At 71.5% G+C, this 14,415-nt stretch carries 9 protein-coding genes; 2 read left to right on the forward strand and 7 right to left on the reverse strand.

Features of this window, described 5'->3' with window-relative positions; all coding sequences use genetic code 11:
- Positions 1-283: 283 nt before the first annotated feature.
- The gene (locus ACZ48Z_RS03700) at positions 284-565 is read left to right on the forward strand and encodes a chorismate mutase (protein WP_468734154.1); all 282 of its coding nucleotides are present in this window, start codon (positions 284-286) and stop codon (positions 563-565) included.
- Between the two features lie 613 nt (positions 566-1,178).
- Here ACZ48Z_RS03700 and ACZ48Z_RS03705 read toward each other — a convergent pair.
- A complete protein-coding gene (locus ACZ48Z_RS03705) occupies positions 1,179-2,291 on the reverse strand; it encodes a hypothetical protein (RefSeq protein WP_468734155.1) in 1,113 nt (370 codons plus the stop codon).
- A 213-nt stretch (positions 2,292-2,504) separates the two neighbouring features.
- On the opposite strand from ACZ48Z_RS03705, the gene ACZ48Z_RS03710 reads away from it, so the two are divergent.
- Positions 2,505-3,530, forward strand: coding sequence for an LPXTG cell wall anchor domain-containing protein (locus tag ACZ48Z_RS03710; RefSeq protein ID WP_468734156.1), 1,026 nt, complete (start codon positions 2,505-2,507; stop codon positions 3,528-3,530).
- 117 nt (positions 3,531-3,647) lie between these two features.
- Here the strand turns inward: ACZ48Z_RS03710 and ACZ48Z_RS03715 are convergent, their stop codons facing one another.
- The 6 genes from ACZ48Z_RS03715 to ACZ48Z_RS03740 form a co-directional block, all read right to left on the reverse strand.
- Positions 3,648-5,426: a GMC oxidoreductase gene (locus ACZ48Z_RS03715; RefSeq protein ID WP_468734157.1), complete on the reverse strand. Its 1,779-nt coding sequence runs from the start codon at positions 5,424-5,426 to the stop codon at positions 3,648-3,650.
- Between the two features lie 74 nt (positions 5,427-5,500).
- Positions 5,501-7,114 carry a succinic semialdehyde dehydrogenase gene (locus ACZ48Z_RS03720; RefSeq protein ID WP_468734158.1) on the reverse strand — a complete coding sequence of 538 codons (1,614 nt, stop codon included), beginning with the start codon at positions 7,112-7,114 and terminating at the stop codon, positions 5,501-5,503.
- A 146-nt stretch (positions 7,115-7,260) separates the two neighbouring features.
- On the reverse strand, positions 7,261-8,889 hold the full coding sequence (locus ACZ48Z_RS03725) for a serine/threonine-protein kinase (RefSeq protein ID WP_468734159.1): 1,629 nt from the start codon (positions 8,887-8,889) through the stop codon (positions 7,261-7,263).
- A gap of 292 nt (positions 8,890-9,181) precedes the next feature.
- Positions 9,182-10,825: a serine/threonine-protein kinase gene (locus ACZ48Z_RS03730; protein WP_468734160.1), complete on the reverse strand. Its 1,644-nt coding sequence runs from the start codon at positions 10,823-10,825 to the stop codon at positions 9,182-9,184.
- Positions 10,826-10,916: 91 nt separating this feature from the next.
- A complete protein-coding gene (locus tag ACZ48Z_RS03735) occupies positions 10,917-12,557 on the reverse strand; it encodes a serine/threonine-protein kinase (RefSeq protein WP_468734161.1) in 1,641 nt (546 codons plus the stop codon).
- Positions 12,558-12,615: 58 nt separating this feature from the next.
- Positions 12,616-14,358, reverse strand: coding sequence for a serine/threonine-protein kinase (locus ACZ48Z_RS03740; protein ID WP_468734464.1), 1,743 nt, complete (start codon positions 14,356-14,358; stop codon positions 12,616-12,618).
- Positions 14,359-14,415 lie beyond the last annotated feature (57 nt).

Here is a 14,415-nt window from a genome sequence, read left to right on the forward strand (position 1 = left end):
CGAGTCTACCGGGATGCGCGGGGCCGGTTCGGGGCAAGCTCCGTCTCAGGATGCGAACCGGGTTGGACACTCCCGCGGTGCCCGGCATACTGCTCCCATGCTCACGCAGACGACCTTCCTGTTTACCTATGGCACCCGGCCCGCCGGCTGCCATGGTCGTGCTGCTTGAGCAACTGACAAGCGACTTCCCAGGCGCCCCGGGCCGACAAGGTCCGGGGCGCCTGGTGTTTTCCGGACCTTGCCGCTCCGGGGCACCCCGTCCACCCCAGACAGAGGAGCCCCCATGACCGCCATCGACGTGACCGGTGCCCGCACCCCCGAGGCCGCCGACGTGATCACCGGAGCGCGTGAGCGCATCGACGCGCTCGACGACCGGATCATCGGTCTGATCCAGGAACGCATGGCCGTGTCGGCCGTCGTCCAGGAGGCCCGGATCACCTCCGGCGGCCGGCGCGTGAACCTCTCCCGCGAGATGGAGATCCTCGGCCGCTACAGCGACGCGCTCGGCAGGCCGGGCACCCCCCTCGCCATGACGCTGCTCGAACTGTGCCGCGGTCGCATCTGAGTTCGGGCCCGGACTCACCCGTACGGCGCGTGACCGGGACGTGGGACACCTCGTTGGTGGTGGTGTCCGTGCCAGCCAGGGGCGGGCCCGACAGAACCACGCGTGGCTCGCTGGAGCGATGAGGCGCACGGAACGTGCAGTGCGTCGTGGGACCTCGTTCCAGACAGTGACCGGACGGCAGGGGACAGCAGCCCGGTCACCCAAGAGAAACGGTCGGCCCCGGGGACGCCCGGGGCCGGCCGGCGGGGGCAAGTACCGGCACAAGGCTGGGTCAAACGGTTGCGGAGGCCGCGCCCATCCAGCACGATGTCTGGAAAGCCCCCAAATCCCTCCGCGGACACCCGCATTCGCATTGCGTCGCGGAACTGCCAAAGGTCGAGACCAGCCGCACGCCCCCTGCGCGCCGGGGCGCCGACCGAGGGCACGGAAGTGACAACGGCACAGCGGTAACAGCGGCACAGCAGTGACAACGGCACAGAGAGCAAGCGGCGCAACCCCCCGGCGCCGCTCCCAGGCACCGGCGCTGCCCTGACGCCGGTGCTGACGAAAGAAGGGCCCCGCGGCTCCGTCCCGCGGGGCCTTTCGCCTGCGCGCACTCATGACCTGCGCGCACTCAGACCCGGGACACCGTTCCGCAGCCTCCGTCACGCTTCGGGTCGAGGGTCTCGCTGCGGTCGTACGGGTCCGTCGTCGGTCCCGTGGGGGTCGCCCCGGTCGGCTCGGACGACGCGAAGTCCGGGTGCAGATAGCCGTCGTACACGTCGCAGGCCGAGTTGTTGATGTCCTGGTCCCAGTTCACGACGTTGAGCTTGCCCGGGGTCACCTGGTACTTGGCCGGGTCGGGGATGTCGACGTCGAGGACACGGCGGATGATGGTGCGGGTGACCTCAGTGGAACCGTTGGTCTGGACGACCGGGTAGACGAAGGTGTAGTCCGCGTGCACGACGACCCAGCCGTCGTCACCGGCCTTGAACGTCATCCTGCCGCGGGTCTTCACGACGTCGCCGACCAGCCGGACCTCCTTGGGGTCGAAGCGGCTGAACATCCACAGCGGGTCGTGCTTCTTGTCCGGCTTGCTCAGGCCGGTCACCAGGAGCCCGCGGACGTCCTTCTGCACCGGGTCCAGGACGTCGAGTGCCGCCTCGGGCCGCTCCCCGCGGATGGTGGCCGGGTCGAGGTTGGACTCGACCAGGAGCTTCTTGGTCAACTCCAGCGCCCGCTCGGTCTTCGCCGCGGACCGGCCGCCGACGGCCTTCGCCTTCGGTACGACGATCCCGGCCGCGCCGTCCGCCCACCGCTTGGCCGGCGATCCGGCGAACGGGTCGTCCAGGGTGGGGATTTCGGGGGCCTCGGCGGAGGGCGCGGCGGTCGGGGCCGCCGTCTCCACGGGCAGCGCGGAGGCCACGCCACCGCCGGCGTCCGCGGATTCCCCGCCGAAGGGGTCGCCCGGCACCAGCGAAGGCTTCACCGCCACGACGGCCACCGCGACCGCGACGGCGACACCGAGGACGCCCCACAGGCCTCGTCGGCTCTTCTTCTCCTGCCAGGCCGGCCCGGTACGCCAGCCCTCCGGCAGTTCGCCGCGCGCTTCGTTGCGCCGCAGCCGTTCCGTCACTTCGCGGGCTCGCGCGGACGGTTCCTTGGGGGCGGAGTCGCGGATGTCCCGTTCGGAGTCACGGGTGAATTTTTCCCAGACGTCGTCCGGGATCTTGTCGTCTTCTGACACGTGGGTCAGTTCTAGGGCCTCCGAAAGCCTGTTCACAAGGAGAACCTGTATGTGACTCAGCCCACATAAGGTTTCTGTGAATGCCCGCACAACCTTTGGCCGGTGTCGCGGATCAAACCTCACGTATCAAGGGCACCACCCGCGCCCCACACGCGGAAGCCTCCCTGACGCGTGCTGCGGGTAGCGCAGTACAACCTGACTTCCGAGGTCTTCATGAAGCTTCGACGTGCACTGGCCGCCGCGGCCGCGACCGCCGCCATGGCGCCGCTGGCCCTGTTCGCCGCGCCGAGCGCGTTCGCGGACGACTCGCCCTCGCCGACCGCGGCCGAGACCACGCCGGCCGCCGACGACACCACCCCGGCCCCTGCCGACAGCAGCCCCGCGGCCGACGACAGCACCCCGGCCGACGCGGGCAGCACGCCCGCCGCCGACCCCACCTCGGCCTCGGCCTCCGCTTCCGCCTCGGCCAGCAGCAGCGCCAGCGCGTCCAGCTCGGCCACCGCCAGCAGCAGCCCCTCCGCGAGTGAGAGCGACGAGCCCGTCGACGAGTGCCCGGTCGACGAGAACGGCGACCCGGTCATCGGCGACAGCGACGTGCTGCACAGCTCGCTGACCGGACTGCCCGAGAGCATCGTGGCGGGCAGCGGCTGGACGAACTTCAAGTTCAACGTCAACAACTCCGGTGACGACACGATCAAGGACATCCAGCCCTTCGTCGGTGTCGGCGCGGTCGACTGGGACTTCGAGAAGGACTACAGCGACCTGGTCACCGTGCAGGTGAAGCAGGGCGGCAGCTGGGTCGACGTGGCCACGGAGTTCGGCGAGGGCGGCGCGTTCAACTCCTTCAGCCTCGGCGGCGGCGACTCCGTCAGCTACCAGCTGCGGGTGAAGGTCGACCGTGAGGTCCCGAGCGCGGTCGGCATCGCCATCGGCCTCGCCGAGTACTCCGACGAGGACGCCTGCTGGATCTCCGGCGACGAGAACTCCGGCATCTACTACTTCGAGGTCCTGCCGGCCGGTTCCGACGCGGGCAAGCCGAACGACTCCAAGCCGCAGACCGGCGGCAAGAACCCCATCTCCGACGTCAACGACATCGACGTGGACGGCCAGCTCGCCGAGACCGGTTCGAGTTCGGCCCTGCCGGTCCTCGGCCTCGTCGGCGGGTTCGCCGTCGTCGCCGGTACCGGTGTGGTGTTCGCCGTCAAGCGCCGCAAGGGCGTGACGGGCGCCCACGCCTGAGCCCGTGACGCAGTGACGCGATAGCCACAGCTTCACGCGAGAACAGAGAAGGACCCGCACTCGGAGGGGGGTGCGGGTCCTTCTCTGTGTCCACGGAGTTCTGCGTGCCTTTGGGGCCTACGACTTCTTCGGCACCGCCGGCATCCCCAGGAACGGCAGCTTCAGCGCGCCGAACGCGTCCGCCGGGACCGCCGGTGACTTCGGCTCGACCGCGTCGAGACGGACGTACGCCTCGCCCTGGGCCGGACGCGGGTCCTCCTCACCCTTGTTGGGCCAGTACGCCATCGCGCGCTCGGCCTGGGCCGTGATCGTCAGCGAGGGGTTCACGCCGAGGTTGGCGGAGACCGCGGCGCCGTCCACGACCGAGATGCCGGGGTGGCCGTAGAGCCGGTGGTACGGGTCGATGACGCCGCTGTCGCGGGAGGAGCCGATGGGGCAGCCGCCGAGGAAGTGGGCGGTGAGCGGGGTGCCCATCAGCTCGCCGACGTTGGAACCGGCGAAGCCGTTGATGTCGGCGGCGATCGCGGACGCGCTCTCGGAAGCCGCCTTGATCTGCTTGGGGTTGGGGGCGCCGTGGCCCTGCCGGGCGGTGAGCAGGCCCTTGCCGACGCCGTCCGGTTTCAGGTACGTCGTCAGGGAGTTGTCCAGCGACTGCATCACCAGGCCGATGATGGTCTTCTCCGACCAGCGGCGGTTGGAGAGGGAGCGGGCGACGAGGAGGGGGTGCCGGGCGGCGTTGCGCAGCCAGGCCAGCACCCGCGACGAGCCCTCCGCGTACGGGACCTGGAGGATGGAGAGGCCGCCCATCGAGTTGGAGCCCTTGCCGTAGCGGACCGGCTCCACGTGGGTGTTCTCGTCCGGGTGGATGGACGAGGTGATGGCCACGCCCCGGGTGAAGTCGACCTTCGGCGCGCCGGTCGCCCTGCGATAGCGGCGGTTGTCGGTCTGGGCGCCCACCAGGGCCTCGGAGTTGGTGCGGGTCAGATCGCCCAACCGGTCCGAGATGTACGGCAGTTGACCGCCCGCCTTCATGCGGTGCAGGAGGGTCTGGGTGCCGTAGGTGCCGGCGGCGATGACGACCTGGCGGGCCTTGAAGGTGCGACCCCTGTCCTTGCGGCGGTCGTCGGTGGGGAGGGTGGCGACGGCGTAGCCGCCCTGGGAGTCGTCGGTGACCGACACGACGGTGGTGAGGGGGTGGACGACCGCGCCCGCCTTCTCGGCGAGGTAGAGGTAGTTCTCGTTCAGGGTGTTCTTCGCGCCGTGCCGGCAGCCGGTCATGCACTCGCCGCACTCGATGCAGGCCTTGCGGGCGGGGCCCGCGCCGCCGAAGTACGGGTCCTCTGCCTGCTCGCCCGGGGCCGCCCTGCTCTTGCCCCCGGCGTCCTCGCCGTCGCCGAAGAACACGCCGACCGGCGCCATGTGGAAGGTGTCACCGACGCCCATCCGCTCGGCGGCGGACTTGAGGTGGACGTCGGAGGGGGTCATCGTCGGGTTGAGCCGTACGCCGAGCATGCGCCGGGCCTGGTCGTAGTACGGCGTCAACTCCCCCTGCCAGTCGGTGATGTCACGCCACTGGGGGTCGTCGAAGAAGGGCTTCGGGGGGACGTAGAGGGTGTTGGCGTAGTTGAGCGAGCCGCCACCCACACCCGCCCCCGCGAGCACCATGACGTTGCCGAGCAGGTGGATGCGCTGGATGCCGAACATGCCGAGCTTCGGCGCCCAGAGGTAGTTCTTCAGGTCCCAGGAGTTCCTGGGGAGGGACTCCCGGGTGAAGCGGCGGCCCGCTTCCAGGACACCTACGCGGTAGCCCTTCTCGGTGAGGCGAAGGGCGGTGACGCTGCCGCCGAAGCCGGAGCCGACCACCAGTACGTCGTAGTCGTAGGTGTCCTGAGGCACGGGTGCTCCTCGTTGAGTCTCGCGTGCGGGTGATTCGTGGCTGGTCGCGCAGTTCCCCGCGCCCCCAACAGCGCTTACCTGAACCGGAAGGCCTTCATCAGGCGCAGGCTCCGGTTCATGAACTGGGCGTACGCCTCGTCGTCCATGCCCAGCGAGGGGGCCATCGGCAGCAGCCGCTGCTGGGCGACCGTCTGGGCCTCGGTGTACTTGAGGATGCCCTCGGAGCCGTGCCTGCGGCCGAGACCGGAGTCCTTCATGCCGCCCATCGGGGACTGGACGCTGCCGTAGGCGGGCGCGTAGCCCTCGTTGACGTTGACCGTGCCGGTGCGGATGCGGGCGGCGACCGCGCGGCCGCGCTTGCCGTCCTTCGTCCAGACCGAGGAATTCAGGCCGTACGACGTGGAGTTGGCCTCGGCGATCGCCTCGTCGTCGGTCTTGAAGCGGTAGATGGAGACGACCGGGCCGAAGGTCTCCTCGCCGCAGACCGCCATCGGCTCGGTGACGCCGTCGAGGATGGTCGGTTCGAAGAAGTACGGGCCGATGTCGGGGCGGGCCACCCCGCCGGCGACGATCTTGGCCCCCTTGGCGACGGCCTCGTCCACATGCCGGGTGACGGTGTCCAGCTGCCGCTCCCCCACCAGGGAACCCATGTCGGCGCCGTAGGCGAGGGACGTGCCGAGCCGCATGGCCTTCGTGCGGGCGGCGAAGCGCTCCAGGAAGGCGTCCGCGATGGACTCGTGGACGTACAACCGCTCGATGGAGATGCAGAGTTGGCCGGCCGAGGAGAAGCAGGCGCGGACGGCACCGGCGGCGGCCTTCTCGATGTCGGCGTCATCGAGCACGAGCATGGCGTTCTTGCCGCCGAGTTCGAGGGAGACGCCGACCAGGCGGGCGGCGGCACTCTGGGCGACCTCGCGGCCGGTGCGGGTGGAGCCGGTGAAGGAGACGTAGTCGGCGTGCCGGACGACCTCGGGGCCGACGACCGGGCCCTCGCCGAGGACGACCTGGAAGACATCGGCGGGAAGGCCGGCCTCCACGAGGATGTCGCGGGCCCACAGGGCGGTCAGGCAGGTCTCCGTGTCCGGCTTCATGACGACGGCGTTGCCCGCGACGAAGGCGGGGAGCGCGTCACCGACGGACAGTTCGAGGGGGTAGTTCCAGGGGGCGATCTGGCCGACGACTCCGCGCGCGTGACGCAGTTCGGTGACGCGCGTGAGCGTGGGCATCGCGCCGGCGTGCCGCTTGGGCTTCAGATAGGCGGGGGCCTTGCGGCCGTAGTGCCGGGCGGCGACCGCGACGGCCAGGACCTCCTCGTGGGCGTGCAGACGGGCCTTGCCGGTCTCCAGCTGGATGAGGTCGAGAACTTCGGCCTGGCGCTCCAGGACCAGGTCGTGGAAGCGGAGCAGTACGGCCGCACGCTGCCGTACGGGGGTCTGCTCCCACACCGCCTGCGCCCTGCGGGCCGCCGCGAAGGCCTTCTCCACGTCCGCCGGCGTCGACTCGGGCAGATCGGCCAGCTTCTCGCCGGTGAGCGGCGAGTGGTTGGCGGTACGGCCGGAACCGGTCACTCCCTTGGTGAGCTGGGCGACCAGCTCCGGGGTGACCACGTCGGCGGCGGTACGGGCGCCCGCCGGGGCGGGGGCTGTGGGGTTCGTGCCGGTCTTGGCCGGGGCCTGCGCGTCCGTCATGAGCCGCAGGGTATTCGGGAGCGGAGGCTTTGGGTACCCGTCGGTAACGGGCATTCACCTCCCGCACACACACCGCCAGTGATCGGTGGCAGAGAACCTGCTGATCAGCGCGTTGTGCGGAGACGATCACCCGGATCACCCGGGTCTCACATTCTCCCGATCTCAAGCCGGTCGCGGGCGCCCTTGAAGAGCTCGGTGCCCTTCTTCTCCTCGGGAGTGCCCTTGGGCATGTCGACGCGCAGCTGGTACATGCGGTCGTCGTCGGTGCGGACGATGAGCCGCATCACCCGGGTCGGCCGGTCGTGCGGGTCGTAGGTGACGTCGGAGAGAGCGGCTTCGGCGCCGTGGAATGAGGTCCGGGTGTACTGGCCGGTGGACCGCTCGTGCCCCTCCCAGCCCAGCGCGGTGTCACGGGCCTCGTCCAGGGGTGACCCGGGGGCCTTGTCGTACTCGGCGAGGAGGACCCGGATGCCGCCGTCGCCTTCGCCGTCGCCGTAGATGTTCAGGCGGGTGGAGTCCCCTGCCTCGCCGGTGAGGTACATCCAGTGGTACTGCCGGGGGAGGTAGAGGACGGCGTCCGCGTTCGCCTCCCGGTGCGCGACCCAGCCGCCCTGCCCGCCCGCCGCCCCGTCGGCGAAGGAGGTACCGAGCCATATCCCACCGGCGAGCAGAATCCCGACCGGGCCGACCGCGAGACGGAGGAGGGCACGGGGGCGTGTTCGGGGGAGGGAGGCGGTAGGGGCTTCCTCCGGTACGGCGGTCGGGAGGGGGGTTGTGGGGGCCTCTTCCGGTACGGCGGTCGGGAGGGGGGTCGTGGGGGCTTCCTCCGGTACGGCGGTCGGGGGAGCGTCTTCCGGTACGACGGCCTCGGCGGCGCTCGTGTCGGGCTCGCCCTCGGTGTCGCTCACGTGGGGATCGGGCTCGACGCGACCCGACACCTCCGTCAGTACCCGTGCGACCTCCTCCGCCCCCGGCCGCTCCTCCGGTTCCCTCGCCAGCAGGCCGGCGATCAACTCCGTGAGCGGGCCTCCGCGTTCCGGCTCGGGTGGGTCCTCGGTGAGGATCGCGGCGAGGGTCGCCTCCGGGGTCGTACGGCGGAAAGGGGCCCGGCCGTCCACGGCGGCGTACAGGAGCGCGCCCAGGGACCACAGGTCGGAGGCGGGCCCGGCGTTCGTGCCGGACATGCGCTCGGGGGCGACGTACTCCAGGGAGCCGACGAACTCCCCGCTCGCGGTGAGGGATTCCTCGCCCTGGACCTGGGCGATGCCGAAGTCGGTGAGGACGACGCGGCCGTGCGGGCCGAGCAGGACGTTGGCGGGCTTGACGTCCCGGTGCACGATGCCGACGGAGTGCGCGGCGCGCAGGGCTCCGAGGACGGCGAGGCCGATACGGGCGGCCTCGGCGGGCCCGAGCGGCCCCCGCCGTATCGCCTCGTGCAAGGACTCGCCCCGGACCAACTCCATGACGATCCAGGGGAGTCCGCCCTCCCCGTCCTGTTCCTCGACCACCACGTCGTGGATGGTCACGGCGGAGGGGTGCTCCACCCGCGCGGCGGCGCGGGCCTCGCGGTGCAGCCGGTGCGCGGCCCGCCGATGCGCCTCGTCCTCCGGCTCGCCGGGCAACCGCGGTTGTTTGACGGCGACTTCACGCTCCACCAGCTCGTCCCGGGCCCGCCACACGGTCCCCATCCCGCCGGAACCGATGCGCTCGACGAGGCGGTAACGGCCGCCGACCAGAACGCCCTTGGGGTCCTTGGAGCCCCCGACATCACTCATGCCTCATCAGTACCCCGCAGGGCCGCCTCTTGTCGACGCGGGTCCCGGTCCGGTGGCGGGGGCGAGTGCGCCCGTATCGCCCGGCCGGTTCGCGCCGGACGTCGGTACCGCCCGGACGCAGCATCGCGAGCTGGGTGGCGGTGCGCACTCCGGTGTAGGTGTGGAGGCCGTCGACCTCGCCCGCCAGGCCCACGTACAGCCGCAGCTGGGCCGCCGTCTCGTCATCGGCCCCAGAAGAGGGGGACCTCAACTTCCGCCGCTGGCAACGCAATTGGCGTGCCGGTCCCGGCGGTCAGAGCTTGTCCACGTCCAGGTTCGCGATCGCCGCCCTCGCCACCTCACGCCCCCGCCGGGTGAAGTCGCCCTTGCCGGGATAGCTGACGGTGAGCTTGTACATGTCGCCGGCGGCGGTCCGGTAGTAGAAGATCTGGAGTTCGCGCGGGCGGGAGTACTGACTGTCGGTGGTCTTGTACGTGACGGTGTTCCTGGCGGCCTTCCCGCCCTGGTACGTCTGGTCCTCGGGGCGGGTCCTCGGCGCCTCCGGCATGCTGAGGTCGTAGTCCCCGCTCTCCTTGAACCTGCTGTCGTCGTCGTACATCTCGGCGGCCGCGGAACCCGCGATGCCGTGGGCGGTGTCCTCGGCCCTGCGCTCCAGTTTCAGGCCGATCCAGATGCTGCCGCTGTAGTCGGCGTACGTGATCCAGTGGCCCTTGTCCGTCTTCCGGTCGGGCGTGGCCGCCTGGTAGTCCTTCGGCACCGCCAGTGTCGCGGCGACGTCCTTGGTGTGTTTCTTCGTCCAGCCGTCCGGCAGCGGTCCCGCGAACGGATCCGCGAGCAGCAGATAGGCCGCCACCGAGGCCGCGACGACCGCCGCCCCCAGCCCGAGCCACCCCTTGCGGCCCAGCCGGACGCCCCGGGCGGGCGGTGGGTCCTGCGCGAGCCGGACGGGCTGCGTGGGCTCGGGAGCGGGCGGATCGGCGGCGGCCTCCAGGAGCACGCGGACCTGCGCGGCGTTCGGGCGGCGGGCCGGGTCCTTCTGGAGGAGGCCGTTGACGGCGTCGGCGAGCGGACCGTGCGCGGAGGCGGGCGGCGCGGGTGTGGCGTTGAGGACGGACTGCAGGGTCGCGGGGGTGTTGCTGCGGCGGAACGGCGAGACGCCCTCCGTCGCCGCGTACAGGACCACACCCAGGGACCACAGGTCGCACGCCGGGCCGGGACGCTGGCCGAGGACGCGCTCGGGGGCGATGTACTCGGGCGAGCCGACGAAGCCTCCGGTGTCGGTCAGGCTGGTCTCGCCCTCGATCTGGGCTATGCCGAAGTCGGTGAGGACGACCCGGCCGTACCGGCCGAGCAGGACGTTGTCCGGTTTCACATCCCTGTGCAGGATGCCCGCCGCGTGCGCGGCCTCCAGTGCGCCGAGCACGTCGAGGCCGATTCTCGCCGCTTCCCGCGCCCCGAGCGTGCCCTCCTGCAACGCGTCGCCCAGCGAACGGCCCCTCACCAGCTCCATCACGATCCACGGCCGGCCGTCCACGACCGCCACGTCGTACACGTTCACGACGGAGGGATGGTCGAGCCGGGCCGCGGCACGCGCCTCGCGCCGCATCCGCTCGAAGGCGTTCGCCTGTTCACGTTCGGGAAGATGGTCCGGGATGCGGGGTTCCTTGACGGCCACCTCACGGTCCACCGTCTCGTCCTTGGCCCGCCACACCGTGCCCATGCCACCGTGTCCGAGCTTGGCGAGCAGCCGGTAACGACCCGCGATCAGCCTGCCGACACCGGGCTCGGGCTGCACGGCGGACCGCAGGTCCGGATGCGCGTCCGACTGCGGGGCCGACGTCTGCGGCGACGTCTGGGCCAACGGAGGCCTGGGAGGTTGCAGAACGTAACTCGTCGTGTCGTCGGACTCATGGCCGACTCCCCCGCTGCTGCTCATGGGTTCATCCATATCGCGCCGGACGCCTCCGCTTCCACAGGGAACGCATTCCGGTCACAGACCCGTGACTCACGACGCGGCCTATCACCCCCTATGTCCGCACGAAGGTGTCCAACGCGACATCGAAGTACTCCTTCGCCTCCCGCACCTTCCCGACCGGCGCCGACACCCACACGTCGTACATCCGCCCGTCCTCCTCCCAGCACAGGTCGTAGGTGTGCCGGGCGCCCTCGGCCGCGCTGAACCCGTCCCAGGTGAACTCCCAGAGGGCGGCGGGGTGTCCGCGGTGCGTGGTCGGGGTGACCCGGCCGGCACGGTAACCGGGGTTGCTCTCGGGACCCTTGGCCGCGGCGCGCCGCATCACCTCCAGCGGGCCGCCGGCCTGCGGGGCGGTGACCTTGATGCCGAGGCGGAAAACCTCCCCGGGCGACAGGTAGAAGACCCGCTCCCCCTGCGGCTGACGGGTGAACCCGTCCGGCACGGCGAGCGCGAACCCGGCGGGCTCCTCGGCGACGCGGTAGCCGGACGGGGCGGAGGGGAGGGTCGCGGTGGGCGTGGGCCGCGCCGTTCCCGGCGACCCGCTCGTGGGCGTCCCTGGCGCGGAACCTCCCGTGGGCGTCCCGGGCGCCGAACTGCTCGTCGCCGTACGGCCGCCACCGTCTCCCCGGTCCATCAGCAACGCCGCCGACGCCCCCGCGCCCGCCACCACGGCCACCAGCAGCCCCGCCATGAGCACGCGCCGCCCCGACCGCGCCGGTCCCGCGGACCCGCCGTCCCCCGACCGCTCCGGTGCCGCGGACCGCCGCGGCGAGGACTCACGCTGGGCCGCGGACCGCCGTAGCGGGACATCCCGCTGGGTCGGCGTGTACGACCGCTCGGGCGCCCGGCGCGGCGGCGTACGCCCCGTCTCCCGGAACGCCCGCAGCATCCGCTCGGCCTCCACCGCGTCCAGCCGCCGCTCGGGATCCCGCTCCAGCAGGCCGCGTACGACGGGAAGGAGCGGCCCGGCCTGTGCGGGCGGCCGGATCTCGTCGATGACGACGGCGTGCAGGATGCCGCCCAACGAGTCGCGGCGGAACGGCGATTCACCGCTCAGGACCGTGCACAGCAGCGCGCCCAGCGACCACAGGTCGGCCTCCGGGCCGGTGCCGGCGCCGGACATCCGCTCGGGCGCGGTGTACTCGGGCGAGCCGACGAACGAGCCGGTCTCGGTGAGCGTGGTGGCGCCCGCGACCTGGGCGATGCCGAAGTCGGTGAGGACGATCCGGCCGGTGCCGGACTCTACGAGGACGTTGGCGGGCTTGATGTCCCGGTGCAGCACCCCGGCCGTGTGCGCGGCGCGCAGCGCGCTCAGCAGGTCGGCGCCGATCCGGGCGGCCTCGGCGGCGTCCACCGGACCCTGCGCGGAGATCCGGTCGGCGAGGGAACCGCCGTCGATCAACTCCATGACGATGTAAGGCCGTTCGTCCTGCTCGACGACGTCGTGGACCACGATGATGTGCGGATGCCGCAGCCGGGCGACCGCACCGGCCTCGCGCAGGGTGCGGTCACGCTGGAGCCGGGCGTCCTCGGCGGAGAGCGTCTCGTCGAGCGGGATCTCCTTGACGGCGACCTGCCGGCCGAGCAGCTGGTCCGTCGCCCGCCAGACCACGCCCATGCCGCCGCGCCCGATCCTCGCCTCCAGGCGGTATCGGCCCGCGATCACACGGAAGGTGTCCCCCTCGGTCCCCATGCGCCCCATCATGCCGCAGCGGACGAATCCCCTCCGGGGCGGTGACCGGCCAACTCCATCAGCTGTTCGGCTCGATCCAGCTCTGGAGCACCGTCTTGAACTGCTTTCTGGTGGTCGGCCAGCTCTCCGCGGGCGACGACATGTAGATCGCGTACTCGACGCCGTCCCGGGACATGTACGTCTCCTCCACGGCCCGGCGCGGTCCGGGAAAGTCGACGTCCTTCGCCAGCGCGGTCCAGGTGTACTCCCACCGGGCGCCCGGGCGGTCCCGGTAGGTGTTCTCGACCATGCCCACGCGGTCGTAGTCCTTGAGCCCCTTGAGCGTCAGTTCCAGGTTGCGCTGGTGCGCGAGGGGATCGAGGAAGTCCGGCGAGGTGTCTTCGGCGACCCGCAGGAAGTGCTTGCCGTTGTCCGGCGAGTAGTCGATCTGGGTGAGTCCGTTGGCGGGGGTCCCGAAGACCGACCGCTTCCAGCCCTTGGGCAGGTACACGGTGAAGCCCACGGGATCCTTGTACGGCTGCCAGCCGGCCGGGATGCCACCTGTGTCCGTCGTCGGCGTGGAGCTGGGCGAGGAACTCGACGAGGTCGGCGAACCGCCCTTGTCGCGCCCCTCGTCCCAGGTCTGCAGTGCGATCGCGGTCCCCGCGCTGACGATCGCGGCGAGGGCGACGACCAGCGCGAGGGAACGCAGGCGACGGCGCCCGGACCGAGCCACGGGACCGGTGCCGGCCTGGTGCGGGGGCCCGATGGTCGTGGGACCGGTCCCCTGGGGGTACGGCGCGCCGGTGCCGGTGACATACGTCGGTCCGGGGCCCGAGGAGTACGTCTGTCCCGAGCCCGGGGGGTACGCCGCACCGCTGACCGGCGCACCCGTGGCCGATGTGTTCAGCCCGCCGTGGGATCCGCTGGGGGATCCGCTGTACGCCCCCGGCTCATGGTGGGAACCCACATGTTGCGTCGGCACATAGGCCTGGGCCGCGTTCGGCCGCCGCCCCTCCGCCGCCTCGGCGAGCATCTGCTCGGCCTCGACCGCGTCGGGCCGTACGGCGGGGTCCTTGTGCAGCAGGGCGGCGATGACGGGCCCGAGCGCTCCGGCGTTGCGCGGCTCGTCGGGCTGCTCGTCGACGACGGCCTGCATGGTGGTCAGCGGGGTCGTACGGCGGAACGGCGACCGCCCCTCGACCGCCGTGTACAGCGTGGCACCCAGCGCCCACAGGTCGGCGGACGGGCCTGGGTCGGCGCCGCGGACCCGCTCGGGGGCGAGGTAGTCCACCGAGCCGACGACTTCTCCGGTGCGGGTGATGGTGGTGTCGCCCTCGATCTGGGCGATGCCGAAGTCGGTGAGCAGGACGCGGCCGTCCTGCGCGAGGAGAACGTTGCCGGGCTTCACGTCCCGGTGCAGCACCCCGGCGGAGTGCGCGGCGCGCAGGGCCCGCAGCACCCACAGGCCGATCCGGGCCGCCTCACGTGCCTCGACCCGGCCGTCCTCCTTGACGGCGTCGGCCAGGGAGCGGCCCTCGACCAGCTCCATCACGATCCACGGCCGGCCGTCGTGGTCGAGCACGTCGTGCACGGTGACGACGGCCGAGTGGTTGATCCGGGCGGCCGCGCGGGCCTCGGCGCGGGTACGGGCGAGCAGGACGCCCTGGTCGCTCTCGGAAACGTAGAGCGCGGCGGTCAGCTCCTTGATCGCCACGGCCCGGTGCAGCACCTCGTCGTGGGCGCGCCAGACCCGGCCCATGCCGCCCTTGCCTATCGGGTCGGCGAGCCGGTAGCGCCCCGCGAGGAGCAGGCCCTGCATCTGATTCACGTTTCCCCGCAATGCTCTTGACCCAGTCAGACTAAGGACCGGCCTCCG

This window comes from Streptomyces sp. NPDC031225 (assembly GCF_055570355.1).

What these genes read in the sequence shown, in the direction of transcription:
- ACZ48Z_RS03740 (WP_468734464.1), bottom strand. Translation starts at nt 14,358, where the DNA reads ATGCAGGGCCTGCTCCTCGCGGGGCGCTACCGGCTCGCCGACCCGATA.
- ACZ48Z_RS03710 (WP_468734156.1), top strand. Translation starts at nt 2,505, where the DNA reads ATGAAGCTTCGACGTGCACTGGCCGCCGCGGCCGCGACCGCCGCCATG.
- ACZ48Z_RS03730 (WP_468734160.1), bottom strand. Translation starts at nt 10,825, where the DNA reads ATGAGCAGCAGCGGGGGAGTCGGCCATGAGTCCGACGACACGACGAGT.
- ACZ48Z_RS03725 (WP_468734159.1), bottom strand. Translation starts at nt 8,889, where the DNA reads ATGAGTGATGTCGGGGGCTCCAAGGACCCCAAGGGCGTTCTGGTCGGC.
- ACZ48Z_RS03700 (WP_468734154.1), top strand. Translation starts at nt 284, where the DNA reads ATGACCGCCATCGACGTGACCGGTGCCCGCACCCCCGAGGCCGCCGAC.
- ACZ48Z_RS03735 (WP_468734161.1), bottom strand. Translation starts at nt 12,557, where the DNA reads ATGGGGACCGAGGGGGACACCTTCCGTGTGATCGCGGGCCGATACCGC.
- ACZ48Z_RS03720 (WP_468734158.1), bottom strand. Translation starts at nt 7,114, where the DNA reads ATGACGGACGCGCAGGCCCCGGCCAAGACCGGCACGAACCCCACAGCC.